We start from the raw sequence: 25,820 nt of genomic DNA on the forward strand, positions 1-25,820 counted from the left end.
CTCCCTTACGCCTTCTCGATGTTAACTAAAAACGCTTTGTATTCCGGCGTTTGCGAGTTTGCATCACCGACATTTGGTGTCAGGGTGTTGGCGATAAAGCCTTTACGCGCGACTCCTTCAAAGCCCCAGTGAATCGGGATCCCCACCGTCTCTACCTGCTGACCGTTGACGTTCAGCGAGCGCAGACGACGCGTCACCACCGCAACCGCACGAATGAACCCGCGCTTGCTGCTGACTTTCACGTGATCGCCGTTGGCAATCCCTTTCGCCGCCGCCAGCGTTTCGCTGATTTCCACAAACTGCTCTGGCTGGGCAATCGCATTCAACAACGCGTGCTTGGTCCAGGTGTGGAAATGTTCGGTCAGACGATAGGTCGTACCAACATATGGGAAGTCATTCTTATTCCCCATACGTAACGCATCCGCTTCGTACAGACGTGCTGCCGGGTTAGAGATGACGTTCGGGTGCAGCGGGTTGGTACCCAGCGGCGTTTCCATCGGCTCGTAGTGTTCCGGGAACGGCCCTTCCGCCAGCTTGTCGATGGCGAACAGACGACCCAGACCTTCCGGTTGCATGATAAACGGATTGGTCGCGCTACCTGGCGGTGCGTTGTTGAAGTCCGGGATATCGTTACCCGTCCACTTCGTTCCGTTCCACTTGATCAGCATGCGCTTCGGATCCCACGGTTTACCCTGCGGATCGACCGATGCGCGGTTATACAGCACGCGGCGGTTCAGTGGCCATGCCCATGCCCAACCCAGCGTATTCCCCAGCCCCGACGGGTCAGAGTTATCGCGGTTAGCCATCTGGTTGCCCTGCTCGGTCCAGCTACCGGTGTAAATCCAGCAGGAGGATGCCGTAGTACCGTCATCACGCAGCAGCGCAAAGCTGTTCAGCAACTGACCTTTCTTCGCAACCAGCACGCCGTTGGCATCATAGAGATCTTCCAGTGCATAGCCGTTGTTCTCTTTCGCCACTTCTTCTGAATGCGGTTCGTCCGGCTGCTTGTAGCTCCAGCTCATTTTCAGTACTGGCTCTACGCCTTTACCACCTTCAGTGCGATACATATTGCGCAGACGATGGTAAATACCGGCCAGAATTTCACCGTCATTGCGCGCTTCGCCCGGTGCATCCTGACCTTTCCAGTGCCACTGCAGCCAGCGTCCGGAGTTGGCAATTGAGCCGTCTTCTTCCGCAAAGCAGGTTGATGGCAGACGGAACACTTCGGTCTGGATAGTCGACGGATCGACATCGTTCGATTCGCCATGGTTTTGCCAGAACGTTGAGGTTTCTGTCACCAGCGGATCGATAACCACCAGATACTTCAGTTTGCTCAGCGACTGCACCACTTTGTTTTTGTCCGGGAAGGACGCAACCGGGTTAAAGCCCTGACAGATGTAGCCGGTGACTTTCCCGCTATCCATCATGTTGAAGTATTTAATGACGTCGTAGGACTGATCCCACTTCGGCAGCCAGTTAAAGCCCCAGTCATTGTCTTTCTGCGCCGCATCGCCGTAGAAAGATTTCATCAGGCTAACGAAGAACTTAGGATAGTTACCCCAGTAGTTCACCTGATCGGCCAGCGTGGCTTTTGGCGTATTCGCCGTCAGATACGTTTGCAGATCGGTCTGTTTCTCAGACGGCAGCGTCAGATAGCCCGGCAGGCTGGTAGACAGCAGACCTAAGTCGGTTAACCCCTGAATATTGGAGTGACCGCGCAAAGCGTTGACGCCGCCACCGGCCATCCCCATGTTACCCAACAGCAACTGGATCATCGCCATGGTGCGGATGTTCTGCGCGCCCACGGTATGCTGAGTCCAGCCCAGTGCGTACAGGAAGGTGGTGGTACGATCGGCCGCGCTGGTAGAGGCCAGCACTTCACACACTTTCAGGAAGTCGGCTTTTGGCGTACCGCAGATGTTTTCCACCACGTCCGGCGTATAGCGGGAAACGTGCTGTTTCAGCAAGTTCCAGACACAGCGCGGATGGGACAGCGTTTCATCGCGTTTGGCGTAGCCGTTTTCATCGAACTGGTAGTTCCACGACGATTTATCGTATTGACGTTTTTCTGCGTCGTAGCCGCTGAACAGACCCTCTTCGAAAGCAAAGTCATCCCGCACCAGCAGGCTGGCGTTGGTATAGTGCTTAACGTATTCAGCGTTAATTTTGTTGTTTTCAATCAGGTACAGCAACACACCGGAAAGGAACGTAATGTCCGTACCGGAACGAATCGGCGCGTAAATATCCGCGACGGAGGCTGTACGTGTAAAACGGGGATCGACAACAATCAGCGTGGCATCATTGTTGTTCTTGGCTTCCATCGCCCAGCGGAATCCCACCGGATGTGCTTCAGCGGCGTTACCGCCCATCACCATCACGACGTTAGCGTTTTTGATATCAACCCAGTGGTTGGTCATCGCACCGCGACCAAATGTTGGAGCAAGACTTGCTACCGTTGGTCCGTGTCAGACGCGCGCCTGGTTATCTACCGCCAGCATGCCGAGTGAGCGCACAAATTTTTGCGTCAGCATGCCGGTTTCATTACTTGCCGCAGATGCGCACAGCATCCCGGTTGAAAGCCAGCGGTTTACCGTTACGCCCTGCTCATTCTTCTCAATGAAGTTGGCGTCACGGTCAGCTTTCATTAATTTTGCAATGCGGGTGAATGCTTCATCCCAGCTAATGCGCTGCCATTTATCGGAACCCGGTGCGCGATATTCAGGATAACGTAAACGGTTTTCACTGTGTACGTAGTCCAGCAATCCTGCGCCCTTCGGACATAATGCCCCACGGCTCACCGGATGATCCGGATCCCCCTCGATATGGTAAATCGATTCTTTGGCATTTTTTGCTCCATCACCCAGGCTATACATTAATAGCCCGCAACCTACGGAACAGTATGTGCAGGTGTTTCGGATCTCTTTCGCGCGTATCAGCTTGTAATTTCGCGCCTGAGCCAGAGCCATCTTGGGTGCAAAACCCAGTGCGGCTACTGTTGTTCCCGCCATACCGCCCGCGCAGATTTTAAAGAATTGTCTGCGGCTGACGTCCATTGCTTTCCTCTTTTTTGCAGGGATGCGTACACTGGCACTTTCTCGTTGCACTAAAGCGGCAGCTTGAAAGGTGATGTGTACAACTTCGCGACGAAACTAACAGCTATATCCATAAATTTTTTGCGTCAAATCAATAACGAAACGGTTCCGCTACTAAATAGTGCAGTTTGTTTTACCCTCATACCCATAAGGGGTTAGCCAAAAGCTAATTCGTTAGCGTGCTACGACCTAAAAGTGCTATACATTTCAGCTCCATTTTTTTGCCAGTACTATGGACAGACAAACCGAATGACAAAACAAAAAGCAACGTTGATTGGGCTTATCGCCATCATCCTCTGGAGCACCATGGTTGGGCTGATCCGTGGCGTTAGCGAGGGACTGGGGCCCGCTGGCGGCGCTGCCATGATCTTTTCTTTAAGCGGTCTGCTGCTAATATTCACCGTTGGCTTCCCGAATATCCGTCAGTTTCCTGTTCGCTATTTAATCGCCGGCAGCATACTGTTCGTTAGCTATGAAATATGTTTAGCGTTAGCGCTGGGCTATGCCGCCACCCGCCACCAGGCGATTGAGGTCGGTATGGTTAATTATCTCTGGCCCAGCCTGACCATATTGTTTGCGATATTATTTAATGGTCAAAAAACAACCTGGCTGGTCATCCCCGGATTAATCGTGGCATTGACCGGCGTTTGCTGGGTATTAGGTGGAGATAATGGACTTAACTTAGGTGAAATTGTCAGCAACGTCGCCAGTAGCCCGCTCAGTTATTTTCTCGCTTTTCTTGGCGCATTTATCTGGGCAACCTATTGCACTGTGACCAATAAATATGCAAAAGGCTTTAACGGCATCACCGTGTTCGTTTTACTGACGGCCACCAGTTTGTGGATTTATTATTTTATTACGCCACAACCTGAGATGGTGTTCAGCACGCCGGTGACCATTAAACTGTTTACCGCCGCATTAACCTTAGGATTTGCCTATGCGGCGTGGAATATCGGTATCCTGCACGGGAACGTCACGGTTATGGCCGTTGGCTCTTATTTCACACCGGTCCTCTCTTCAGCACTTGCCGCCGTGCTGCTGAGCGCCCCGCTGTCATTTTCGTTCTGGCAAGGTGCACTGATGGTCTGTGCTGGCTCTTTGCTGTGCTGGCTGGCAACACGCCGCGCCTGAAAAAAGATGCCGGGTGGAGCCTCAAAGCGAAATCCGGTTATATTATCGTCAAATTAATGGGTATTTATTGTTCATTCCACTTGTGTTTTATGTTTTATTTTGTTTAATTAAATGTTAAATATATGGTAATTAATTAACCCATGAAAGTATTGCATGGTTATCTATAACCCTCTAAATGTATATATTACACATACGTAACTAACGCTAATTAAACCATAGTCAGCATAATAGTTCCTGGTGTAAATATACCCTTCCAGATAAGTCACCTATTATGACTAATATAATCAGTTGTATTAAGTAGATCTAGATCACACAACTTCAAATATTCTGCAATATTATGAAACTTATTATTGAACTCATACCACAAGGTCATTTAAAAATAGTTCGCCATTGACGAACCCCTTCGTTTAGCAATGGTTTAGGAATCACACCAAGAAGAAAATTATAAGGATTATTAAGAATGAAACTTAAATTAGTTGCAGTGGCAGTGACTTCCCTGTTGGCAGCAGGTGCGGTAAACGCAGCTGAGGTATATAACAAAGACGGCAACAAACTGGATCTGTACGGTAAAGTTCACGCTCAGCATCACTTCTCTGACGACACCAGCAGCGATGGCGACAAAACTTACGCACGTATGGGCTTCAAAGGCGAAACCCAGATCAACGACCAGCTGGTTGGTTATGGCCAGTGGGAATATGAATTCAAAGGTAACCGTTCTGAAGATCAGGGTGCCGAAGCAGACAAAACCCGTCTGGCATTCGCTGGCCTGAAATTCGCTGAATATGGTTCTTTCGACTACGGCCGTAACTACGGCGTAGCCTACGACATCGGCGCATGGACCGACGTTCTGCCTGAGTTCGGCGGTGATACCTGGACCCAGACTGACGTGTTCATGACCCAGCGTGCTACCGGTGTTGCAACTTACCGTAACACCGACTTCTTCGGTCTGGTTGAAGGTCTGAACTTTGCCGCGCAGTACCAGGGCAAAAACGATCGCAGTAAAGACATTGAAGCAAATGGCGACGGTTTCGGTCTGTCTACTACTTATGAATACGAAGGCTTCGGCATCGGTGCAACCTATGCGAAATCTGACCGTACTGATGACCAGATGCGTAATGGCAATAACGAATTCTACGCTTCCGGTAAAAACGCAGAAGTATGGGCTGCTGGCCTGAAATATGATGCGAACAACATCTACCTGGCAACCACCTACTCTGAAACCCGTAACATGACCAAGTTCGGTAAAGTTGACGGTATCGCTAACAAAGCTCAGAACTTTGAAGCAGTTGCTCAGTACCAGTTCGACTTCGGTCTGCGTCCGTCCATCGCTTACCTGAAATCCAAAGGTAAAGATCTGGGTGTTTACGGCGACCAGGACCTGGTTGAATACGTAGATCTGGGTGCGACCTACTACTTCAACAAAAACATGTCCACCTTCGTTGATTACAAAATCAACCTGCTGGACGACAACAAATTCACTTCTGACGCACGCGTTAGCACTGACAACATCGTGGCAGTTGGTCTGAACTACCAGTTCTAATTTTGTTGTAAGTGAAATACAAAGCCAGTCCTCTACGGGCTGGCTTTTTCTCTTGAAGTAGACTCGGTCATAAGGAGTATGACGTGCAGACGTTCACAGGTCGTTGTCTTTGCGGACAAAGTCATTTTACCGTTAACGTCGACATGCTTGATGTCTATGCCTGCCACTGCACGCTGTGCCAGAAGTGGTCTGGCGGCATCGCCATGTATCTGGAAGCCAGCGGTCATCCGCTGATGTCGCCAGAATCTGCGGAACCTTCGCACTTCCCTTCTTCAAATCGTGGTGAACGTTTCTTCTGTTCCGGTTGCGGATGCCCACTGTGGTTTACGTTGACCGACAGCGAACGCTACTTTATTCCGTGGACCTTGCTGGAACTTAACGAAGTAGACCGCCGCCGCCTGATTTTAGCGGCAGAGATCTACACTGAAACACAGCCTGCGTTCTGGAGACTGACGGGGCAATATGCTCGACTGAGTGGAAAGGAAGTCGAAGAGATGGATTACCCCTGCCATTTAGCCCACTAGTTATTGCTGTTTCACTTTTGCCAGACTGAACCACATTCCTACCGCCAGGACGATCAGCATGCTGCCCGCGCTGCTCAATGCCACGCTATGCGACCAGGTAAAGGCGTCTCTGGCGGCCGTCAACAGCGCCTCACTGAGTGAGGGCGGAAGCGAGTGCGCCAGCTGTACCGCTTCGCCCATCGATGATGAGGCGCGCTCAAGCTCCTGTGGGTTAAGTCCTGCAGGCGGCAGAATTGACGCGGAAAAACTGCGGCTCAGCAGTAAACCAAAAATCGCGATCCCCAGACCCGCGCCCAGCTCGTAGGCCATGGTTTCGATAGCCCCGGCGGCGGCCGCTTTTTCTGCGGGTGCCGCCGCCATAATGGCCGCCGTGGAGGCTAACAGCGCGCTGGCGGCACTGAAGCCCAACAGGGCCATTAATATCCAGGCCTGGATCTGCTGGGTGCTAAAATCGGTCATCGCCAGCCCATAGAAGCTGACGGCACTCAGCGCCATGCCCGCGGTAGCCACGCAGCGTAGCCCCAGACGCGACACCAGCATCCCGGCAATCGGCCCGCTGAATCCACTGGCCAGCATCACCGGCAGCATAAACAGCCCCGCCTGATACGGTGTTAATCCGTGCACAAACTGCAGTTCCTGGGCCATTAATAGTTCAAAGCCCACCAGGGTTATCATCGCGGTCATTGCCATCACCACGCCGCTTAGGATAATGCGATGGGTAAACAGTCGCATATCGATCATCGGGCGCGATGCGGCAAGCTGGATGCGCACGAACTGCCCCAGCAGTAAAGCGCCCACCAACAGCGTCAGCACAATCACGCCCGTCGCGATGTGTCCCTTCAGCGCCGTTTTCGCGCTATACACCAGCAGCAGAATGGCGACAATCAGCATAATCGCATGACCGAAATTTAATGACTGATCGCGACGACCGGTTTGGCGCGGAACGTAACGCGCGGTCAGTGCCATCACCACTAACACAATCGGCACATTGATTAAGAATACAGAACCCCAATAGAAGTGCTCCAGCAGCATACCGCCAACCAGCGGACCAAATGCTGCCCCGCCGGAACCGACTGCCGCCCAGACGCCAAGCGCCATATTACGGTGGCGCTGTTCAGCAAAGGTTGCACGAATACCGGCCAGCGTCGCCGGGACGATCATCGCCGCACCAATTGCCAGCACGGCGCGCGTGGCGATAAGCCATCCGGCGGTATGGGCAAAGGCTGCAGCCAGCGAGGCCAGACCAAACAGGCCTCCGCCCAACAGCAGCAGGCGTTTAAAGCCAATGCGATCGCCCAGTGCCCCCATCGGCAGCACCATCCCTGCCATCACCAGGGAATAAATATCAATGATCCACAGCAGCTCGTTACCACTGGCACCCAGCGTCATACTCAGCGTGGGCGCGGCAACGTGCAGCACCGTTGCATCAATCGCAACAGGGATGTAGACCAGCACAATAATCACTAACGTTAACCACTGACGAAACATAAAACTCCCTACAAAACTTAAACTGGACACATGTCCAGCTTTAACGATCCTACGGAAAATTGAACATATGTCCAACTTTTTGTTAGACTGCTTTCAACGTAGGTAGAGGGGGATGTATGAGTTATTTGAATCGGGATGAACGTCGGGAAGTGATCCTGCAGGCGGCAATGCGCGTCGCGCTGGAAGAAGGGTTTAGCGCCATGACGGTGCGACGCATTGCAACCGAGGCGAAAGTGGCGACCGGCCAACTGCATCACCACTTTGCCTCCATTGGTGAACTGAAGTCCCTCGCATTTGTACAGGTGATCCGCGAAATGCTCGATATGCCACTGGTAACTGATGACGTTAACAGTTACGAGCGACTGTTTTCCATGCTCGGCAGCGACGACGGCCGTCTGGAGCCTTATGTGCGCCTATGGCGGGAAGCGCAGCTACTGGCTGCAAGCGACAGCGATATAAAAAGTGCTTATTTGTTAACGATGACCATGTGGCATGAGGAAACTCGGAAGATTATTGAGCACGGAACCAATGCAGGAGAATTTCAACCGCAAGACAGCGCGGACAATATCGCCTGGCGGCTAATCGCCCTCGTCTGCGGCCTGGATGGTATCTATATACTAAGACTGCCAGAACTGGCAGCGGAAGACTTCGATAAACATCTTAGCCGGATGATTACGCTAGAACTTCTCCCATCATGAGAGCGCAGCGCCAGTACATGATCCGCTCAAATGCGACGGACTATTCGGTCACGGGATCACGACTCATCGCAAATTCCCAGGAATTATTCATCATCAGCCGAAAGCCCTTGATAAAGGCATTATCCGGGATCTCGTGCGCGAATTTCGCTGCAGGTAAATCCTTCCCTGTGCGAACCTGCATGCCATATCCAGTCAACTCCGAAACAAGTGCCGCACTATTTTTTAACGTAGACTCGTGACTGCGTGAAATCATCGCCGGTGAACCACTAATTTCAACGGATTTTAATACATCGCGACCAATTTTTGGCGCATACCATAATATTTCTGACGTAATCCCCTGTAGTTCGCAGGATGTTTCCCCGCATACCATCGGACTTTCCGGAGGTATCCCCGTATAATGCGGATTCGACTTCGTCCACTGTATAATTCGTTCAATGACCAGGGTATCGAAGGTACCGCTTGCGACGGTTATTTTCTCTACTGCTGCAATATAAGATGAAGACTCCGCCTTATATGTATATTCCCATTCTGTTCCTTCCTGTGCATGAACCTTAATTTGTGCCTGATAGCTATTCTTCCATGTTTTCCCAAGTGTCAAAGGAAACGATCGAACCTGACGGTTAAATTCCACAGGTGAAACCCAAGTATAATCATTTAAGTTCTCTTTGACTTTTCGCATGCCAGATTGATAAGTAACAATATTGTCCTTAACCTCTGTCATTAAATTGTTCTTCTTTTGCCCGCCCCTCCGCAACCATGTAAATTTTTCTTATGAGTACATTGCCACTGGTATTGTAGGTGGTTTCAAAAATAGGATCGCCACCATATTTTTCAGTGTATTTATCCACTTTACCGTGTGAGTCGTAATAATCAATTATCTCTTTAATGATGCCATTTTGTGTTTTTCTATATTCCCTGGATTCAAGTTTGCCATCAGCAGAATACATTTTACTTTCCCTAAATCTCTTACCATCATAGCCAATATTCTCAGAGCTGATTTGACCGTTTTTATGCCAGGATTTTGTAATGACGAACCACCCACCTGTCGGATAGTATCGTTCTTCTTCAGGCAAGCCTTGTTCACTGTAGTTCATTTCTTTGCCAATGGGGAACCCGTCATCACTCCACTGACCCTGTCACTCTAGCTTGCCGTTACGGTGATAATAGCGATATCCACCTCGCATATTATCCTTACTAAACAATGAATTACTTTTCGGGTCTTTAATAAAAGATTGCAGATAAGGTGTACCGTCAACATAACGAATCGTGAATTTTTGTCCACCTTTTGTCGAGATCAAGGGCCAATCAACATGATATTTCACGCCTGATTTGGTTCAACAAACTGCAATTTACCGTTTAAATCTCGGGTATCAGCCCAAGCGGTATGCACGAGGACAAAGAGAGGGGCAAGTAAGAATATATGTTTCATTTTCTATTCCTTTAACTTACTGAGAACAAAAGGCTATCATTCTTCGCGGTTTTTTATCGGTCTCTACAATCAACAATTCAAGACATTCTTATGGCATAACTGCATTGAAATATTATTTATCCGGTTTCCATTCTGGATTTATTGTAAATCTACCAATCTGTGCTAATTGAACTGCAGAACTCCATTTCTTATCGATTTCAGGGGACGATTTTTCAATCAACTTAGCGCATTTGTCGTGTATTACGCCGCCAAAATCATTCATCCCTAAAACGGGATTAGCACCAGGGATACCACCAAAATTAAAATAGATATTATGTGCATCGATATTATAAGTCATTGGTAGGGATTGAGTGTAAATACCAACACTTTCTTTAAATCCTTTTATAAAGGCATCTCCAAAAACTATTTTATGAGGATAAGTGACACCTCTAAGTTCCAGACCAATGTTTACGTAACGGCGGAGACCATTTTCATCTTTAATATATTTATCTAACTGTGCTGGTGACATAGTGCTGGCTATATGTTCCGGAACATCGCTTGAAGTGATATATTTGAACGGTTTATCAATAATCAAACCTTCTAACTCATTGGTTAATGGTACGTTCAGTTGACAGTAGACCTTTTGGTTTAAGTCGCTATAGGGGTTAGTTTGCCCCATAATGCGTATCTCTTGAGTATAGACAGCAACACTCGCTTTTTCCCAGTTAATATTCGTAATCTGGCTGCCATTTTTCTCCATCCCAGCTTTTTGTACTACATTAAGTAAGTCTCTTTCACTCGCATTTTGGGCATTGGCAATATTAGTAAAATTGACGGTTAAGCTTGTGTTCTGGGATTTTTTTAGTCGTTCAACGTTTGATACCAACGATTCCAGTTGTTCTCGAGAATAGTTCTTATCTACTAACGTAACATAAAAAAAATAGTCATTGCCAGAATTTTTTAATTCAGAAACATTAATGTCTTTTGAAATTAGGTTTTGATCGATGCCAGTTATTAATGAAACGACATAGCTTTTATTAAAGCTATTTTTTGAGTTCATCCACTCTCCTTTAATCTCTGCTTCTTTACAGCCAATTAAAAACAATGGAATAGATAATAACAAGAAATTCTTTTTAGATTTTAAAAAAATCATTTTTATCCCTTTTTAAGTGCGGTCAATTCATTTTTTAATTTAAACCATCCTATCATACTAATTACTCTACAAATATATTCAAATCATACTAATGCGAAAAATCAGAATATATCAATATTTGGATTAATTTTGAGATACTGTGATACCTCTATCTCCTGTCAGCAATAGAGCGTCACGCGGTCACGCACCCATGTAGAGTCTCGCCTCTGACCCTAACCCGACAGCTCCCTGTAGGAGAAAAAGTATGGCTTGATGCGACAATAGTTATCAGTTTCGTCGTTATCAAACGCTAGCTTTCTGATAACCCTGTCTTAAATCAAAACCTTGGACATATGATGACGTTGAAGTTATAAAACTGATGTTATAGATGTATTAACAATGTATCTTTTATATTTACAATTAGTAACACATAAGCAACGCTTAATTCTCCCCTCACTCCGCACTATTGCGCTTTTTTATCTATCCTTTCATTCAATATTCTTAACGCTTTTCAATAATTTCTAATCAGGGCCAGTACGGCTCTGTATGCGTTTATTTCTTGAACGACGTGCGCATGTGAGGATAATATGTCACCTTCAAATGAGAAAAATAATCGTTATCTTTTAACCGACTGGAAACCAGAAAATGCCGCCTTTTGGGAAAATAAAGGTAAGCATATTGCCCGAAGAAACCTCTGGATATCAGTCAGTTGTCTCCTTCTTGCGTTCTGTGTCTGGATGCTATTTAGCGCCGTAGCAGTAAACTTAAATAAAATTGGTTTTAATTTCACCACCGATCAACTTTTTTTATTAACCGCATTACCGTCCCTTTCTGGTGCAATATTACGCGTCCCCTACTCCTTTATGGTGCCTATATTTGGCGGCCGCCGCTGGACAGTTTTTAGCACTGCGATTCTTGTTATCCCGTGCCTGTGGCTCGGATTTGCGGTGCAAAATACAGCTACTCCGTTTGGCGTATTTATCGTTATTGCGCTGATGTGTGGTTTTGCTGGTGCCAACTTTGCCTCCAGCATGGGCAATATCAGCTTCTTCTTCCCGAAAGCGAAGCAAGGCAGCGCACTCGGCGTTAACGGCGGTCTCGGCAATCTGGGCGTCAGCGTGATGCAATTGATCGCTCCACTGGTGATTTTTCTGCCTATTTTTACCTTCCTCGGCGTCCAGGGCGTGCCGCAACCTGATGGTTCATTACTGTCGCTGACCAACGCCGCCTGGATTTGGGTGCCATTGCTGCTGCTTTCCACTCTGGCAGCGGGCATCGGCATGAACGATATCGCCAGTTCCAAAGCCTCTATCGCCTCACAGCTGCCGGTACTTAAGCGTTTTCATCTGTGGCTGTTAAGCCTGTTGTATCTCGCCACCTTCGGTTCATTTATCGGTTTTTCCGCCGGGTTTGCCATGCTGGCCAAAACCCAGTTTCCTGACGTGAATATTCTGCAGTTGGCGTTCTTTGGGCCGTTTATCGGCGCACTGGCGCGCTCAGCGGGCGGCGTTATCTCGGACAAGTTTGGCGGTGTGCGGGTGACGTTAATCAACTTTATGTTTATGGCACTGTTTAGCGGCCTGCTGTTCCTCACCTTGCCGGGTTCGGGTTCTGGAAACTTCACCGCCTTCTACCTGGTGTTTATGGGACTGTTCCTGACCGCCGGTCTGGGCAGCGGCTCAACCTTCCAGATGATTGCGGTGATCTTTCGCAAAATAACCATTTACCGCGTGAAATTGCACGGTGGTACGGAAGAACAGGCCCAGCGCGAAGCGGTAACCGATACCGCAGCGGCCCTCGGGTTTATCTCGGCCATTGGCGCAGTGGGCGGTTTCTTTATCCCGAAAGCCTTCGGCACCTCGCTGGCGCTGACTGGATCACCCGTGGGCGCCATGAAAATATTTTTAGTGTTTTACATCGTCTGCGTGCTGGTGACCTGGCTGGTCTATGGCCGCAAATCACAAAAAAAATAACAACTATTTGGCCTGCAGATCGTAGGCAGCGTCCATTAGGAGCAGGAGAAATGTCATGAGTAAACTGTTGGATCGCTTTCGTTACTTTAAACAAAAGGGCGATACGTTTGCCGACGGACACGGGCAAGTCATGCACACCAATCGGGACTGGGAAGACAGCTATCGTCAGCGCTGGCAGTTCGATAAAATTGTCCGCTCGACCCACGGCGTCAACTGTACCGGCTCATGCAGTTGGAAAATCTACGTTAAAAACGGCCTGGTCACCTGGGAAACCCAGCAAACTGACTATCCACGTACCCGCCCGGACCTGCCCAACCATGAACCTCGCGGATGCCCGCGCGGTGCCAGCTATTCCTGGTATCTTTACAGCGCCAACCGCCTGAAATACCCGCTGGTGCGTAAACGCCTGGTCGAACTGTGGCGCGACGCCCTTTCCCGCCAGCCCGACCCGGTACTGGCGTGGGAATCCATTATGCACGATCCGCAAAAGTGCCAGAGCTACAAACAGGTACGCGGACGTGGCGGATTTATCCGTTCCAACTGGAAAGAATTAAATCAACTGATCGCCGCCGCTAACGTCTGGACGGTGAAAACCTACGGCCCGGATCGCGTAGCCGGATTCTCCCCCATCCCTGCCATGTCGATGGTCTCCTACGCAGCGGGGACACGCTATCTGTCGCTACTCGGCGGCACCTGCCTGAGCTTCTATGACTGGTACTGTGACTTGCCTCCGGCCTCGCCTATGACCTGGGGTGAGCAGACTGACGTGCCGGAATCCGCCGACTGGTATAACTCCAGCTATATCATTGCCTGGGGATCTAACGTTCCACAGACCCGTACGCCAGATGCTCACTTCTTTACCGAAGTCCGCTATAAAGGCACCAAGACCATCGCCATTACGCCGGACTACTCGGAAGTTGCCAAGCTGTGCGATCAGTGGCTGGCACCGAAGCAAGGCACTGACAGCGCGCTGGCGATGGCCATGGGTCACGTTATCCTCAAAGAATTCCATCTTGAGAAGCCCAGCGACTACTTCATCAACTATTGCCGCCGTTATACCGATATGCCGATGCTGGTGCTGCTGGATGCCCGGGAAGACGGTAGCTTTGTACCTGGACGGATGATGCGCGCCTCGGACCTCGTCGACGGACTGGGTGAAAACAATAATCCTGAATGGAAAACTGTGGCCTTCAACAGCGCCGGTGAACTGGTAGTACCGAATGGTTCTATTGGTTTTCGCTGGGGCGAAAAAGGCAAATGGAACCTCGAGTCGCTGGCTGCCGGCACGGAAACAGAACTGTCCCTGTCGTTACTCGGCCAGCATGATGAGGTGGCGGGTGTGGCGTTCCCCTATTTTGGTGGTAACGAAAATCCGCATTTTCGCAGCGTGAAGCAGGAGCCGGTGCTGGTGCGTAAACTACCGGTTAAGCACCTTACCCTCGCTGATGGCCGCCGTTGTCCGGTGGTCAGCGTTTACGATTTAGTCCTGGCGAACTACGGGCTCGATCGCGGACTTGATGATGACCTCGCGGCCCGTGATTACAGTGAGATTAAAGCCTACACCCCGGCCTGGGGCGAACAAATCACCGGCGTGCCTCGCCGTCATATCGAACAAATTGCCCGTGAATTTGCCGATACCGCGCACAAAACCCATGGTCGTTCGATGATCATCCTCGGGGCAGGCGTCAACCACTGGTACCACATGGACATGAACTACCGTGGGATGATTAACATCCTGGTGTTCTGTGGCTGTGTCGGTCAAAGCGGCGGCGGCTGGGCGCACTATGTCGGACAGGAAAAACTGCGCCCGCAGACCGGCTGGTTACCGTTGGCCTTTGCGCTGGACTGGAACCGCCCTCCGCGTCAGATGAACAGCACCTCGTTTTTCTACAACCATTCCAGCCAGTGGCGCTATGAAAAAGTCACCGCCCAGGAGTTGCTCTCTCCGCTGGCCGACGCGTCGAAATTTACCGGACATCTGATCGATTTCAACGTCCGTGCCGAGCGTATGGGCTGGTTGCCTTCTGCCCCACAGCTCAACCTGAACCCATTAACCGTTAAAGCCCGAGCGGAACAGGCGGGATTGTCTCCAGCGGAATACACCGCGCAAGCGCTGAAGTCCGGTGATATCCGCATGGCCTGTGAGCAACCGGACAACGGCAGTAACCACCCGCGTAACCTGTTTGTCTGGCGTTCGAACCTGCTTGGCTCCTCCGGCAAAGGGCATGAATACATGCTCAAATATTTGCTGGGTACCGAAAGTGGTATTCAGGGTGAAGCGCTGGGCGAAAGCGAGGGCATTAAACCTGAAGAGGTGGAATGGCAAACGGCGGCCATCGAAGGCAAGCTTGACTTGCTGGTCACGCTTGATTTCCGTATGTCCAGCACCTGCCTGTTCTCCGATATCGTGTTGCCGACCGCCACCTGGTATGAAAAAGACGACATGAATACCTCGGATATGCATCCGTTTATTCACCCCCTGTCAGCGGCGGTTGATCCTGCCTGGGAATCCAAAAGCGACTGGGAGATTTACAAGGGCATTGCCAAAGTGTTCTCCGAGGTCTGCGTGGGGCATCTGGGCCAGGAAACCGATGTGGTGTTGCAACCGCTCCAGCATGACTCTCCGGCAGAGCTGTCGCAGCCGTTTGATATTCAGGACTGGCGCAAGGGTGAATGTGACCTCATTGCCGGTAAAACGGCGCCCAATATTACGGTTGTCGAACGCGACTACCCCGCCACTTACGAACGCTTTACCTCGCTCGGTCCGCTAATGGATAAACTGGGTAACGGCGGGAAAGGCATTTCGTGGAACACCCAGGCTGAAGTCGATTTCCTCGGTAAGCTGAACTACACCAAGCGTGAAGGCCCGGCGAAAGGCCGACCGCTGATCGACACCGCGTTGGACGCCTCTGAAGTGATCCTCGCGCTGGCGCCAGAAACCAACGGTCAGGTGGCGGTGAAAGCCTGGCAAGCCCTGGGGGCGATGACCGGGCGTGATCACACGCATCTGGCTCTGAACAAAGAAGACGAGAAGATTCGTTTTCGCGATATTCAGGCACAGCCGCGTAAAATCATCTCCAGCCCAACCTGGTCGGGTCTTGAAAGCGAGCATGTCTCCTACAACGCCGGCTATACCAACGTACACGAACTGATCCCATGGCGCACCCTGTCCGGTCGCCAGCAGTTGTATCAGGATCACGCGTGGATGCGTGCCTTTGGCGAAAGCCTGGTGGCTTATCGACCGCCAATCGATACCCGTAGCGTGACGGAAATGCGTGAGGTTCCACCGAACGGCTTCCCGGAAAAAGCGCTGAACTTCCTGACGCCGCACCAGAAATGGGGCATTCACTCCACATACAGCGAAAACCTGCTGATGCTGACGCTGTCGCGCGGCGGGCCGATTGTCTGGATCAGTGAAACCGACGCCAAAGAGTTGGGGATCGAGGATAACGACTGGATCGAAGCCTTCAATGCCAACGGCGCGTTGACCGCCCGTGCGGTGGTCAGCCAGCGTGTGCCGCCGGGAATGACCATGATGTACCACGCGCAGGAGCGAATCATGAATATCCCCGGTTCTGAAGTTACCGGCATGCGCGGTGGTATTCACAACTCAGTGACCCGCGTGTGTCCGAAACCGACGCACATGATCGGCGGCTATGCGCAGCTGTCCTACAGCTTTAACTACTACGGCACCGTCGGCTCTAACCGCGATGAGTTCATCATGATTAGAAAAATGAAAAATATTGACTGGCTGGATGATGAAGGTCGCGATCAGGTACAGGAGGCGAAAAAATGAAAATACGCTCACAGGTAGGCATGGTTCTTAATCTGGATAAGTGCATCGGCTGCCACACCTGCTCCGTCACCTGTAAAAACGTCTGGACCGGACGTGAAGGTATGGAATACGCATGGTTTAACAACGTCGAAACCAAACCGGGGATTGGTTACCCCAAAAACTGGGAAGATCAGGAAGAGTGGCAAGGCGGCTGGATCCGCGACGTTAACGGTAAAATCAGACCGCGCCTGGGCGGCAAAATGGGCGTGATCACCAAAATTTTTGCCAACCCGGTGATCCCGCAAATCGATGATTACTACGAGCCGTTCACCTACGATTACCAGCATCTGCATAGTGCACCGGAAGGCAAACATCAGCCCACCGCCCGTCCGCGTTCGCTGATTGATGGCAAACGGATGGACAAGATTATCTGGGGGCCAAACTGGGAAGAACTGCTCGGCGGCGAGTTTTCTAAGCGCGCACGCGATCGTAACTTCGAGAAGATGCAAAAGGAGATGTACGGCCAGTTCGAAAACACCTTCATGATGTATCTGCCGCGCCTGTGTGAACACTGCCTGAACCCTAGCTGTGTGGCGACCTGCCCGAGCGGTGCCATCTACAAGCGTGAAGAAGACGGCATTGTGTTGATCGACCAGGATAAATGCCGCGGCTGGCGTTTGTGTATCAGCGGTTGCCCGTATAAGAAAATCTACTTTAACTGGAAGAGCGGCAAGTCGGAAAAATGTATTTTCTGCTATCCGCGCATTGAATCCGGCCAGCCGACGGTGTGTTCAGAAACCTGCGTCGGGCGCATTCGCTATCTCGGCGTCTTGCTGTACGACGCCGACCGCATTGAAGAAGCGGCCAGCACCGAGCATGAAACCGATCTCTACGAGCGCCAGTGCGACGTGTTCCTCAACCCGAACGATCCAGCGGTCATTGAAGAAGCGCTGAAACAGGGTATTCCGCAAAACGTGATTGACGCCGCCCAGCGCTCGCCGGTCTACAAAATGGCAATGGACTGGAAGCTGGCGCTGCCGCTACATCCGGAGTATCGCACCCTGCCAATGGTCTGGTATGTGCCGCCGTTGTCACCGATTCAGTCGATCGCCGACGCCGGTGGCCTGCCGCACAATGGCAATATCCTGCCAGCGGTAGAATCACTGCGTATTCCTGTGCAATACCTCGCCAACATGCTCAGCGCGGGCGATACCGGCCCGGTGCTGCGCGCGCTGAAACGTATGATGGCGATGCGTCACTACATGCGCTCGCAAACCGTTGAAGGTGTCACCGATACCCGCGCCATCGATGAAGTCGGGTTGAGCGTGGAGCAGGTCGAAGAGATGTATCGCTATCTGGCGATTGCCAACTACGAAGACCGCTTCGTGATCCCAACCAGTCACCGCGAAATGGCCCGCGATGCCTTCCCGGAGAAAAACGGCTGCGGCTTTACCTTCGGCGATGGCTGCCACGGTTCCGACACCAAATTCAACCTGTTCAACAGCAGCCGCATTGATGCTATCGACATCACCGAAGTGCGCGATAAAGCGGAGGGTGAATAATGCAAATCCTCAAGATTATCGGGCTGTTGATGGAGTATCCGGACGAATTGCTGTGGGAATGTAAGGACGATGCACTGGCGCTAGTCGCCAGTGATGCACCGATGCTGAGCGAATTCACCCGTGAGTTGTTAAATGCCCCGCTGCTGGATAAGCAGGCCGAATGGTGCGAGGTGTTTGACCGCGGTCGCGCCACCTCGCTGCTGTTGTTTGAACACGTTCATGCGGAATCACGCGACCGCGGTCAGGCGATGGTCGACCTGCTGGCGCAGTACGAAAAGGTCGGGTTACAGCTCGCCTGTCGTGAGCTGCCGGATCACCTGCCGTTGTATCTGGAGTATTTGAGCGTGCTGCCGGAGGCAGAGGCTAAAGAGGGATTGCAAAACGTCGCGCCGATCCTAGCGCTGCTTGGTGGGCGCTTGAAGCAGCGTGATACCCCATGGTATCAGCTGTTTGACGCCCTTCTCATGCTGGCGGGCAGTCCGCTTTCAAGTGACAGTGTCACGAAACAGGTTGGTGCAGAAACCCGGGACGATACCCGCCAGGCGCTCGACGCTGTATGGGAAGAGGAACAGGTGAAGTTCATTGAGGATAACGCCACCGCCTGTGACAGTTCACCATTGCAAAGCTACCAACGGCGCTTTAGCCAGGACGTGGCGCCACAGTATGTTGACGTCAGCTCGGGAGGCCCGAAATGATACAGTACCTGAACGTCTTTTTTTACGACATCTACCCGTATCTGTGCGGGACAGTGTTTATCCTCGGCAGCTGGCTACGCTACGACTACGGCCAGTACACCTGGCGCGCCTCCTCCAGCCAAATGCTGGACAAACGCGGCATGGTGCTGTGGTCAAACCTGTTCCACATCGGCATTTTGGGGATTTTCTTCGGCCATCTGTTTGGCATGTTAACCCCGCACTGGATGTATGCCTGGTTCCTGCCTATCGCAGTGAAGCAGCAAATGGCGATGATTGCGGGCGGGATTTGCGGCGTGCTGACGCTGGTAGGCGGCGCGGGTTTGCTGGTTCGTCGTCTGACGAATTCGCGAATTCGCGCGACATCCTCTACCGCTGATATTCTGATCCTGTGTGTTCTGCTGGTTCAGTGTATCCTCGGTCTGACCACCATTCCGTTCTCAGCACAACATCCGGACGGCAGTGAAATGCTGAAACTGGTGGGCTGGGCGCAGTCGGTGGTGACCTTCCAGGGCGGCGCGTCTGCGCATCTGGATGGCGTGGCGCTAATTTTCCGCGTCCATCTGGTTCTGGGGATGACCATCTTCCTTCTGTTCCCGTTCACCCGTCTGGTCCACGTGTGGAGCGCGCCGGTCGAATATTTCACCCGTCGTAACCAGATCGTCCGTTCTCGCCGATAAATTCGCGTTGTATTGCCAGATCCGGCCTACAGGGAGATTCCGTAGGCCGGATAAGACGCAGGGCGTCGCCATCCAGCATTTTGCACGTTATGATGCTTCTCCACTTCAGGGAGAACGCTAATGAAACCACAGGTTTACCACGTCGATGCCTTTACTCCACACCCGTTTCGCGGCAATTCCGCAGGCGTTGTGCTGCATGCTGACGGACTGAGTGAGGCGCAGATGCAGCTGATTGCGCGTGAACTGCGTCATTCTGAAACCGCTTTTCTGCTCACCAGCAACGACAGTGACGTGCGTATTCGCTACTTCACGCCAACGGTCGAAGTACCTATCTGTGGGCACGCCACCGTCGCCGCACACTATGTTCGCGCCAGCGTGCTTGGGCTGGGCAACACCACTGTCTGGCAGACGTCGTTGGCCGGGCGTCATCGCGTTGATATTCATGCTGAAGATAACGACTATCGCATCAGTCTGGAACAGGGTACGCCGACTTTTGAGCCACCGCTGGAGGGGCCCATGCGTGCAGCCATCATCGCCGCCCTGCATCTGACCGAAGACGATATGCTGCCGGGACTGCCGATCCAGATTGCTTCTACCGGGCATTCGAAAGTGATGATCCCGCTGAAATCAGAGGTTGACCTCGATGCCCTGTCCCCGGACCTGTCGGCATTAACCGCACTCAGCCAGCATATTGGCTGCAACGGCTTCTTCCCGTTTCAGATCCGTCCAGGGGAAAACGCCACCGATGGCCGCATGTTTTCACCGGCGATTGGCATTGTGGAGGATCCGGTCACCGGCAATGCCAATGGTCCAATGGGCGCATGGCTGGTGCACCACAACCTGATGGTTCATGACGGAAAAACCTTGCATGTTCAGGGGCATCAAGGCCGAGCGCTGGGACGCGACGGCATTGTCGAGGTGACGGTGGCAATCCAGGACAATCAGCCGCAAAAAGTGACGATTACCGGTGCGGCGGTGATCCTGTTTCATGCCGAATGGGCGATAGATTTTAATTGAGTCGGTAGGCCGGATAAGACGCATCGCGTCGCTATCCGGCAAATCATCACCCTATTTACCCGCCTCCGGATGCGTATCAAACGCCGCCATCACCGTTGCCAGTTCCGCCTCGGTAAAGCCGTGTTTGGCATCATCAACTCCCAGACCAAAGCGGTCCTGTAACAGGGCATACAGACTCGCGACGTCAGGTAAGTTAATCTGCTCTACCGCATGGCCCGCTTCATAGTGCGTAAAATGGAAGTTGGTCAGGGTCAGCTTACCGCCGTCTGGCAGATGACGACACATCAGCAGGTGATGACGAAAATGCGACTGTGGCCAATGCGCGGACCAGAAGTTACCTATCAGATGATCGCTCTGATGCTGAGTGACCAGATCGAAGTGGTACATCGATTGCCAGTGCTCATGATGACGGAACTGCAGGATCCAGTCTTCGTCTTCCCGAATCAGCCGATATTCACCGTGCGGTGTCTGCTGTTCAATGTCGGCCTGCAGACGAATCGGCGCGGTTAGCGTTTGTCCGCCAAAACCAACATCGGCAATCCACGCTTCACCTTGTAATTCGACCAGTAACAGTCGATGCGTGCGCGGCGGCAAGCTGGGCGGATTTGCCAGCACCACCCGCCCAAGTAAACTGCGCACGGTAAAGCCAATCTCCCGCAGCGCGCGCTCAAATACCCCATTCTGCTCAAAGCAATAGCCGCCGCGACGCGCGCCCACCAGTTTCTCTTCCAGCGACTGATCGTCGAGCTGCATTTCTCGCGGCAGCAGCACATCGAGATTTTCAAACGGAATCGCACCGTTGTGCAGTAAATGCAGCGTCTGCAAAGTGTCAATGTTGACGTTAGCCGTACCTGACCAGCCAATACGGGAAAAATAAGCGGTTAAAAAAGGCGTCATACCGGATCCCTGTGCGTTGAATGTTGTACTTATAACGCATTTTTCATTTTCCGCCGTCGATTTTGTGCGCTCCCGCCGTATGCCGGGCGACAAAATCGCTAATCCCGTTAATATCTATATTAATTGTGTGCACTATCCACTCAACTGAGGATCCACCATGAGTCATTTCCGTCCGGTTGAATTACACCATGCCAGCCGACTGTTAAATCACGGTCCAACGGTCTTGATAACCAGTCGTGATGAAAATACGCAGCGGCGAAATGTGATGGCGGCGGCGTGGTCCATGCCCGTTGAGTTTGACCCGCCGCGTATTGCCATTGTGGTGGATAAGACCGCCTGGTCGCGTGAACTCATTGAACGTAGCGGCATGTTTGGCATTGTCATTCCCGGCGTGGCGGCAACTAACTGGACCTATGCGGTGGGCAGCGTTTCTGGTCGCGTGGAAGATAAATTTAACTGCTACGGTATTCCGGTAGTCAAAGGTCCGGTTCTGGGCTTACCGCTGATAGAGGCTAAATGCCTGGCGTGGATGGAGTGTCGCCTGCTGCCTGCAACATCTGCGCAAGAGAAGTATGACACCCTGTTCGGCCAGGTTGTTTCCGCTGCAGCGGACGATCGCGTCTTTGTCGACGGACGCTGGCAGTTCGATGATGACAAACTCAACACCTTGCATCATCTCGGTGCGGGCACCTTTATCACCAGCGGAAAACGCATTACTGCAGGTGAGTGATCGGAACGGATGACAGCCCCCCTGTCATCCACGTTTTTTTATTCTACTTTTTCTTAAAACTTCCAAAAAAACAATTGGATAAAACAGCCACCGCGACCTTGCTGATTCATTCATGTGAATTATAGTTAAGTTTGCTCTAATTCAAATATTTAACCAAAACGCTATCCGTAGACACCGCACGTCCTGAAGTCTCTGAGAGGATTAACGATGCAACTTAATAGAATCGCACAAAGTTTACTCCTGGCTGGGTTATTAACATCGTTTACCGTCCCTGTTATGGCTGCTGAAGCGCCAAAAGACGCCACTGCCGCCACGCAACAGGCCAACAATGCGCTCTACAATCAACTGCCGTTCTCTGATAACACCGACTTTACCGACGCCCATAAAGGTTTTATCGCCCCGATTCCTCAGGAGGTGATTAAAGGTGAGCAAGGTAACGTGGTCTGGAACCCGCAACAGTACGCCTTTATTAAAGAAGGCGATAAATCACCGGATTCGGTTAACCCTAGCCTGTGGCGTCAGGCTCAGCTAATCAACATCAGCGGATTGTTTGAAGTGACGGATGGCGTCTACCAGATCCGTAACCTCGATTTGTCGAACATGACGATTATCGAAGGTAAAGAAGGCATCACCGTGGTTGATCCGCTGGTCTCTGCTGAAACAGCTAAAGTAGGGATGGATCTTTACTTTAAAAACCGGGGTAACAAACCGGTTGTCGCGGTAATTTACACCCACAGCCACGTTGACCATTATGGCGGCGTACGCGGCGTTGTTGATGAAGCCGACGTGAAAGCGGGCAAAGTGAAGATTTATGCGCCAGCTGGCTTTATGGAAGCCGCAGTGGCGGAAAATATCATGGCCGGTAACGTCATGAGCCGTCGCGCCAGCTATATGTACGGTAACCTGCTAAAACCGGACGCCAAAGGCCAGGTCGGCGCGGGACTCGGCACCACCACCTCTGCGGGCACGGTTACTCTGATTGCACCCACCAATATCATTGAGAAAGATGGGCAAAAAGAAGTTATCGACGGTCTGACCTATGATTTCATGTTGGCACCAGGCTCTGAAGCCCCGTCGGAAATGCTGTGGTACATCGAAGAGAAAAAGCTGATTGAATCTGCCGAAGATGTCACCCATACCCTGCACAACACCTACTCGCTGCGCGGCGCTAAAATCCGTGAACCGCTGCCGTGGTCCAAATACATCAACGAAGCGATTGTGCGCTGGGGGGACAAAGCTGAAATCCTGATGGCGCAGCACCACTGGCCAACCTGGGGTAACGACAAGGTCATGACACTGCTGAAAAGCCAGCGTGACTTGTACCGTTACATCAACGATCAAACGTTACGTATGGCCAACGAAGGTCTGACCCGTGACGAGATCGCCGCGAACTTTAAACTGCCGGACTCGCTGGCCCATACCTGGGCCAACCGGGGCTACTATGGCTCTGTTAGCCACGATGTGAAAGCCACCTACGTGCTGTATCTCGGCTGGTTTGACGGCAACCCGGCCACGCTTGATGAATTGCCGCCGGAAGAAGCCGCGAAGAAATTCGTCGACTATATGGGCGGTGCCGATGCTATTTTGCAAAAAGCGAAAGCCGACTATGACCAGGGTAACTACCGCTGGGTGGCGCAGGTCGTGAGCAAAGTGGTGTTTGCCGATCCGAACAACCAGGCCGCGCGTAATCTGGAAGCCGATGCGCTGGAACAATTAGGCTACCAGGCTGAATCCGGACCGTGGCGTAACTTCTACCTCACCGGCGCACAAGAGTTGCGTAACGGCGTGATCAAAGGGCCAACCCCGAATACCGCCAGCCCGGATACCGTCCGCGCGATGACGACAGAAATGTTCTTTGACTATCTGGCCGTGCATATTAACGGGCAGAAAGCGGGCGACGCGAAATCAGTATTCAACATCGACCTCGGTAGCGACGGCGGTAAATACAAGCTGGAGCTGGAAAACGGCGTGCTAAACCACACCGCCAATTCTGAAGCCAAAGACGCAGACGCAACTATCACGCTCAACCGTGACACGTTGAACAAAATCATCCTTAAGGAAGTGACGCTGAAACAGGCTGAACAGAGTGGCGATGTGAAGGTGACCGGTGACGGCGCTAAACTTGATTCTATGCTGGGCTACATGGATAAATTCGAGTTCTGGTTCAATATCGTTACCCCTTAAACATAACGTACAACGGGCGGATTATCCGCCCGTTTTCTCTCACATACTGTAACCCGGTTTTTTAATCAGCGTATCCATGTGCGGTGCGATTTCCCTATCCCACACCTGCTGCCAGGCTTTTGGGTCAACCTCATTGAGCGCGACGCTCACCGAGCTGTCTTTACTTTGCAGATGGCGAACGATCACCTCGGTAATCTCCGCCGCCAGCGCGGATTTTTGTTCGTCATTCAAATCGCGGGGAAAACATTTAATATCAACGTGCGGCATAGCAGGTTCCTTATTATTGTCTTTACGCGGACTCGCGTACGATAAGATGAAATCCGACATCGATAATATCGTCTTCACGAGGAATGTGCTCAATTCTGTCGGCGAGCAGCGAGGCGGCCCGCTGTCCAATGGCACGTCGGTCTACGCTGACGGTGGTAATTGCCGGGCGATTGCTAGCGGCAAAATCAAGATCGCCAAAGCCCACCACCGCTAAATCGTGTGGTACCGCCAAACCACGGCTTTCCGCCTCCATAATTGCCCCCTGCGCGAGGGTATCCGAGCTACAGACAATCACATCAAATTCGCTGTCGGCAAAAAGCTGCGTCAAGCCACTGCGTCCCAACGCCAGCGAAGCCGGAAGCGGCACATCCACCTGCGGCACCGTGGTAATGCCATGGCGACTCAACACATCACAGAGCCCGTGTTTACGCTGGCCGGCGCGGCGATCGGCGGTCCATAACAGGCCCGGGCGACGATAACCTTTTGCAAGGAGATAGTCAGCCACCGCCTGCCCGACTTTTTCGTGCGAGAACCCCACCAGCATATCGATGGGGGTTGGCGTCAAATCCCAGATTTCCACCACCGGAATGGCGGCGTTGAGGATCACTTTTTTCAGCTCAACGGTGTGGTGGATACCCGTGAGCACCACGCCGTCCGGTCGACGAGAAAGCAGCGTCGCTACCAGCTCGGCTTCGGTTTGCTGCGTATACCCAGCCACGCACAGCAAGATGTGATACCCACGTTCAGCCAGTTCGTCGCTCAACGACTGAATGGTATCGACAAACATATTGTTGTTAATTTGTGGGACCACTACCGCAATCAGTTTGCTGCGACGTGAGGCCAACCCCCCCGCCAGTGCGTTGGGAATATACCCGGTGGCGCGAACGGCCTGCATCACCTTTTCTACTGTTTTCGGGCGCACCATTTGCGGGGTATTCAGCGCCCTGCTTACGGTCATTGGCGATAATCCCGCGGTGCGGGCAACATCTTCCAGCGTTGGTGCGCGGGGAGGTCTGGAATTTTTCACGGT

General features: G+C 51.8%; 20 protein-coding genes. 12 read left to right on the forward strand and 8 right to left on the reverse strand.

The genetic code is table 11. The features are described 5' to 3' along the window. Positions 1-5 precede the first annotated feature (5 nt). The gene (gene fdnG, locus FDW98_RS12810; protein ID WP_137398860.1) at positions 6-3,053 is read right to left on the reverse strand and encodes a formate dehydrogenase-N subunit alpha; all 3,048 of its coding nucleotides are present in this window, start codon (positions 3,051-3,053) and stop codon (positions 6-8) included. Positions 3,054-3,341: 288 nt separating this feature from the next. Between fdnG and yddG the strand changes: the two genes are divergently transcribed. From yddG to FDW98_RS12825, 3 genes are all read left to right on the forward strand, one after another. Then, positions 3,342-4,223 carry an aromatic amino acid efflux DMT transporter YddG gene (yddG, locus tag FDW98_RS12815; protein ID WP_096757027.1) on the forward strand — a complete coding sequence of 294 codons (882 nt, stop codon included), beginning with the start codon at positions 3,342-3,344 and terminating at the stop codon, positions 4,221-4,223. Between the two features lie 460 nt (positions 4,224-4,683). Continuing rightward, positions 4,684-5,763: a porin OmpD gene (gene ompD, locus FDW98_RS12820; protein ID WP_096757026.1), complete on the forward strand. Its 1,080-nt coding sequence runs from the start codon at positions 4,684-4,686 to the stop codon at positions 5,761-5,763. Between the two features lie 143 nt (positions 5,764-5,906). Beyond that, complete coding sequence (locus tag FDW98_RS12825; protein WP_096759399.1) at positions 5,907-6,287, forward strand: GFA family protein; 381 nt, start codon at positions 5,907-5,909, stop codon at positions 6,285-6,287. On the opposite strand, the gene FDW98_RS12830 is transcribed toward FDW98_RS12825, so the two are convergent. Beyond that, complete coding sequence (locus tag FDW98_RS12830; protein ID WP_096757025.1) at positions 6,288-7,775, reverse strand: MFS transporter; 1,488 nt, start codon at positions 7,773-7,775, stop codon at positions 6,288-6,290. Positions 7,776-7,891: 116 nt separating this feature from the next. Between FDW98_RS12830 and FDW98_RS12835 the strand changes: the two genes are divergently transcribed. Next, positions 7,892-8,473, forward strand: a complete 582-nt coding sequence (locus FDW98_RS12835) for a TetR family transcriptional regulator (RefSeq protein WP_096757024.1) — start codon at positions 7,892-7,894, stop codon at positions 8,471-8,473. Between the two features lie 40 nt (positions 8,474-8,513). On the opposite strand, the gene FDW98_RS12840 is transcribed toward FDW98_RS12835, so the two are convergent. From FDW98_RS12840 to FDW98_RS12850, 3 genes are all read right to left on the reverse strand, one after another. Further along, entirely contained in the window at positions 8,514-9,194 is a 681-nt protein-coding gene (locus FDW98_RS12840) for a hypothetical protein (protein ID WP_096757023.1), read from the reverse strand. Next, a complete protein-coding gene (locus tag FDW98_RS12845; protein ID WP_096757022.1) occupies positions 9,181-9,567 on the reverse strand; it encodes a hypothetical protein in 387 nt (128 codons plus the stop codon). Before FDW98_RS12845 ends, FDW98_RS12840 begins: the two co-directional genes overlap by 14 nt. Before the next feature lie 447 nt (positions 9,568-10,014). Next, positions 10,015-11,034, reverse strand: coding sequence for a hypothetical protein (locus FDW98_RS12850; protein WP_096757021.1), 1,020 nt, complete (start codon positions 11,032-11,034; stop codon positions 10,015-10,017). A 566-nt stretch (positions 11,035-11,600) separates the two neighbouring features. Between FDW98_RS12850 and FDW98_RS12855 the strand changes: the two genes are divergently transcribed. The 6 genes from FDW98_RS12855 (at position 11,601) to FDW98_RS12880 (ending at position 20,712) form a co-directional block, all read left to right on the forward strand. After that, entirely contained in the window at positions 11,601-12,986 is a 1,386-nt protein-coding gene (locus FDW98_RS12855; protein ID WP_096757020.1) for a NarK family nitrate/nitrite MFS transporter, read from the forward strand. A gap of 55 nt (positions 12,987-13,041) precedes the next feature. Next, a complete protein-coding gene (locus FDW98_RS12860) occupies positions 13,042-16,782 on the forward strand; it encodes a nitrate reductase subunit alpha (RefSeq protein ID WP_096757019.1) in 3,741 nt (1,246 codons plus the stop codon). Then, complete coding sequence (gene narH, locus FDW98_RS12865; protein ID WP_096757018.1) at positions 16,779-18,323, forward strand: nitrate reductase subunit beta; 1,545 nt, start codon at positions 16,779-16,781, stop codon at positions 18,321-18,323. Before FDW98_RS12860 ends, narH begins: the two co-directional genes overlap by 4 nt. Further along, positions 18,323-19,018: a nitrate reductase molybdenum cofactor assembly chaperone gene (gene narW, locus FDW98_RS12870; RefSeq protein ID WP_096757017.1), complete on the forward strand. Its 696-nt coding sequence runs from the start codon at positions 18,323-18,325 to the stop codon at positions 19,016-19,018. Before narH ends, narW begins: the two co-directional genes overlap by 1 nt. Continuing rightward, the gene (narI, locus tag FDW98_RS12875; protein WP_096757016.1) at positions 19,015-19,695 is read left to right on the forward strand and encodes a respiratory nitrate reductase subunit gamma; all 681 of its coding nucleotides are present in this window, start codon (positions 19,015-19,017) and stop codon (positions 19,693-19,695) included. The genes narW and narI overlap by 4 nt, the downstream gene beginning before the upstream one ends. Before the next feature lie 120 nt (positions 19,696-19,815). Next, positions 19,816-20,712: a PhzF family isomerase gene (locus FDW98_RS12880; RefSeq protein ID WP_096757015.1), complete on the forward strand. Its 897-nt coding sequence runs from the start codon at positions 19,816-19,818 to the stop codon at positions 20,710-20,712. 51 nt (positions 20,713-20,763) lie between these two features. Here FDW98_RS12880 and nhoA read toward each other — a convergent pair whose 3' ends face one another. Beyond that, positions 20,764-21,609, reverse strand: a complete 846-nt coding sequence (gene nhoA / locus FDW98_RS12885) for an N-hydroxyarylamine O-acetyltransferase (protein ID WP_096757014.1) — start codon at positions 21,607-21,609, stop codon at positions 20,764-20,766. A 157-nt stretch (positions 21,610-21,766) separates the two neighbouring features. On the opposite strand from nhoA, the gene FDW98_RS12890 reads away from it, so the two are divergent. Both FDW98_RS12890 and FDW98_RS12895 read left to right on the forward strand, forming a co-directional pair. Further along, a complete protein-coding gene (locus tag FDW98_RS12890; protein WP_096757013.1) occupies positions 21,767-22,339 on the forward strand; it encodes a flavin reductase family protein in 573 nt (190 codons plus the stop codon). Between the two features lie 207 nt (positions 22,340-22,546). After that, positions 22,547-24,523 carry an alkyl/aryl-sulfatase gene (locus FDW98_RS12895; protein ID WP_096757012.1) on the forward strand — a complete coding sequence of 659 codons (1,977 nt, stop codon included), beginning with the start codon at positions 22,547-22,549 and terminating at the stop codon, positions 24,521-24,523. Between the two features lie 39 nt (positions 24,524-24,562). Here the strand turns inward: FDW98_RS12895 and pptA are convergent, their stop codons facing one another. After that, positions 24,563-24,790, reverse strand: a complete 228-nt coding sequence (pptA, locus tag FDW98_RS12900; RefSeq protein WP_096757011.1) for a tautomerase PptA — start codon at positions 24,788-24,790, stop codon at positions 24,563-24,565. A gap of 22 nt (positions 24,791-24,812) precedes the next feature. After that, positions 24,813-25,748 carry a LacI family DNA-binding transcriptional regulator gene (locus FDW98_RS12905; RefSeq protein ID WP_249420988.1) on the reverse strand — a complete coding sequence of 312 codons (936 nt, stop codon included), beginning with the start codon at positions 25,746-25,748 and terminating at the stop codon, positions 24,813-24,815. Positions 25,749-25,820: the final 72 nt, after the last annotated feature.

The organism is Citrobacter sp. wls711, assembly GCF_005281055.1.
Lineage (GTDB): Bacteria > Pseudomonadota > Gammaproteobacteria > Enterobacterales > Enterobacteriaceae > Citrobacter > Citrobacter gillenii.

Bases quoted from the DNA above. Each gene is read 5' to 3' on its own strand.
- yddG (WP_096757027.1), top strand. From the start codon at position 3,342: ATGACAAAACAAAAAGCAACGTTGATTGGGCTTATCGCCATCATCCTC.
- ompD (WP_096757026.1), top strand. From the start codon at position 4,684: ATGAAACTTAAATTAGTTGCAGTGGCAGTGACTTCCCTGTTGGCAGCA.
- FDW98_RS12825 (WP_096759399.1), top strand. From the start codon at position 5,907: ATGCTTGATGTCTATGCCTGCCACTGCACGCTGTGCCAGAAGTGGTCT.
- FDW98_RS12830 (WP_096757025.1), bottom strand. From the start codon at position 7,775: ATGTTTCGTCAGTGGTTAACGTTAGTGATTATTGTGCTGGTCTACATC.
- FDW98_RS12835 (WP_096757024.1), top strand. From the start codon at position 7,892: ATGAGTTATTTGAATCGGGATGAACGTCGGGAAGTGATCCTGCAGGCG.
- FDW98_RS12840 (WP_096757023.1), bottom strand. From the start codon at position 9,194: ATGACAGAGGTTAAGGACAATATTGTTACTTATCAATCTGGCATGCGA.
- FDW98_RS12845 (WP_096757022.1), bottom strand. From the start codon at position 9,567: ATGAACTACAGTGAACAAGGCTTGCCTGAAGAAGAACGATACTATCCG.
- FDW98_RS12850 (WP_096757021.1), bottom strand. From the start codon at position 11,034: ATGATTTTTTTAAAATCTAAAAAGAATTTCTTGTTATTATCTATTCCA.
- FDW98_RS12855 (WP_096757020.1), top strand. From the start codon at position 11,601: ATGTCACCTTCAAATGAGAAAAATAATCGTTATCTTTTAACCGACTGG.
- FDW98_RS12860 (WP_096757019.1), top strand. From the start codon at position 13,042: ATGAGTAAACTGTTGGATCGCTTTCGTTACTTTAAACAAAAGGGCGAT.
- narH (WP_096757018.1), top strand. From the start codon at position 16,779: ATGAAAATACGCTCACAGGTAGGCATGGTTCTTAATCTGGATAAGTGC.
- narW (WP_096757017.1), top strand. From the start codon at position 18,323: ATGCAAATCCTCAAGATTATCGGGCTGTTGATGGAGTATCCGGACGAA.
- narI (WP_096757016.1), top strand. From the start codon at position 19,015: ATGATACAGTACCTGAACGTCTTTTTTTACGACATCTACCCGTATCTG.
- FDW98_RS12880 (WP_096757015.1), top strand. From the start codon at position 19,816: ATGAAACCACAGGTTTACCACGTCGATGCCTTTACTCCACACCCGTTT.
- nhoA (WP_096757014.1), bottom strand. From the start codon at position 21,609: ATGACGCCTTTTTTAACCGCTTATTTTTCCCGTATTGGCTGGTCAGGT.
- FDW98_RS12890 (WP_096757013.1), top strand. From the start codon at position 21,767: ATGAGTCATTTCCGTCCGGTTGAATTACACCATGCCAGCCGACTGTTA.
- FDW98_RS12895 (WP_096757012.1), top strand. From the start codon at position 22,547: ATGCAACTTAATAGAATCGCACAAAGTTTACTCCTGGCTGGGTTATTA.
- pptA (WP_096757011.1), bottom strand. From the start codon at position 24,790: ATGCCGCACGTTGATATTAAATGTTTTCCCCGCGATTTGAATGACGAA.
- FDW98_RS12905 (WP_249420988.1), bottom strand. From the start codon at position 25,748: ATGACCGTAAGCAGGGCGCTGAATACCCCGCAAATGGTGCGCCCGAAA.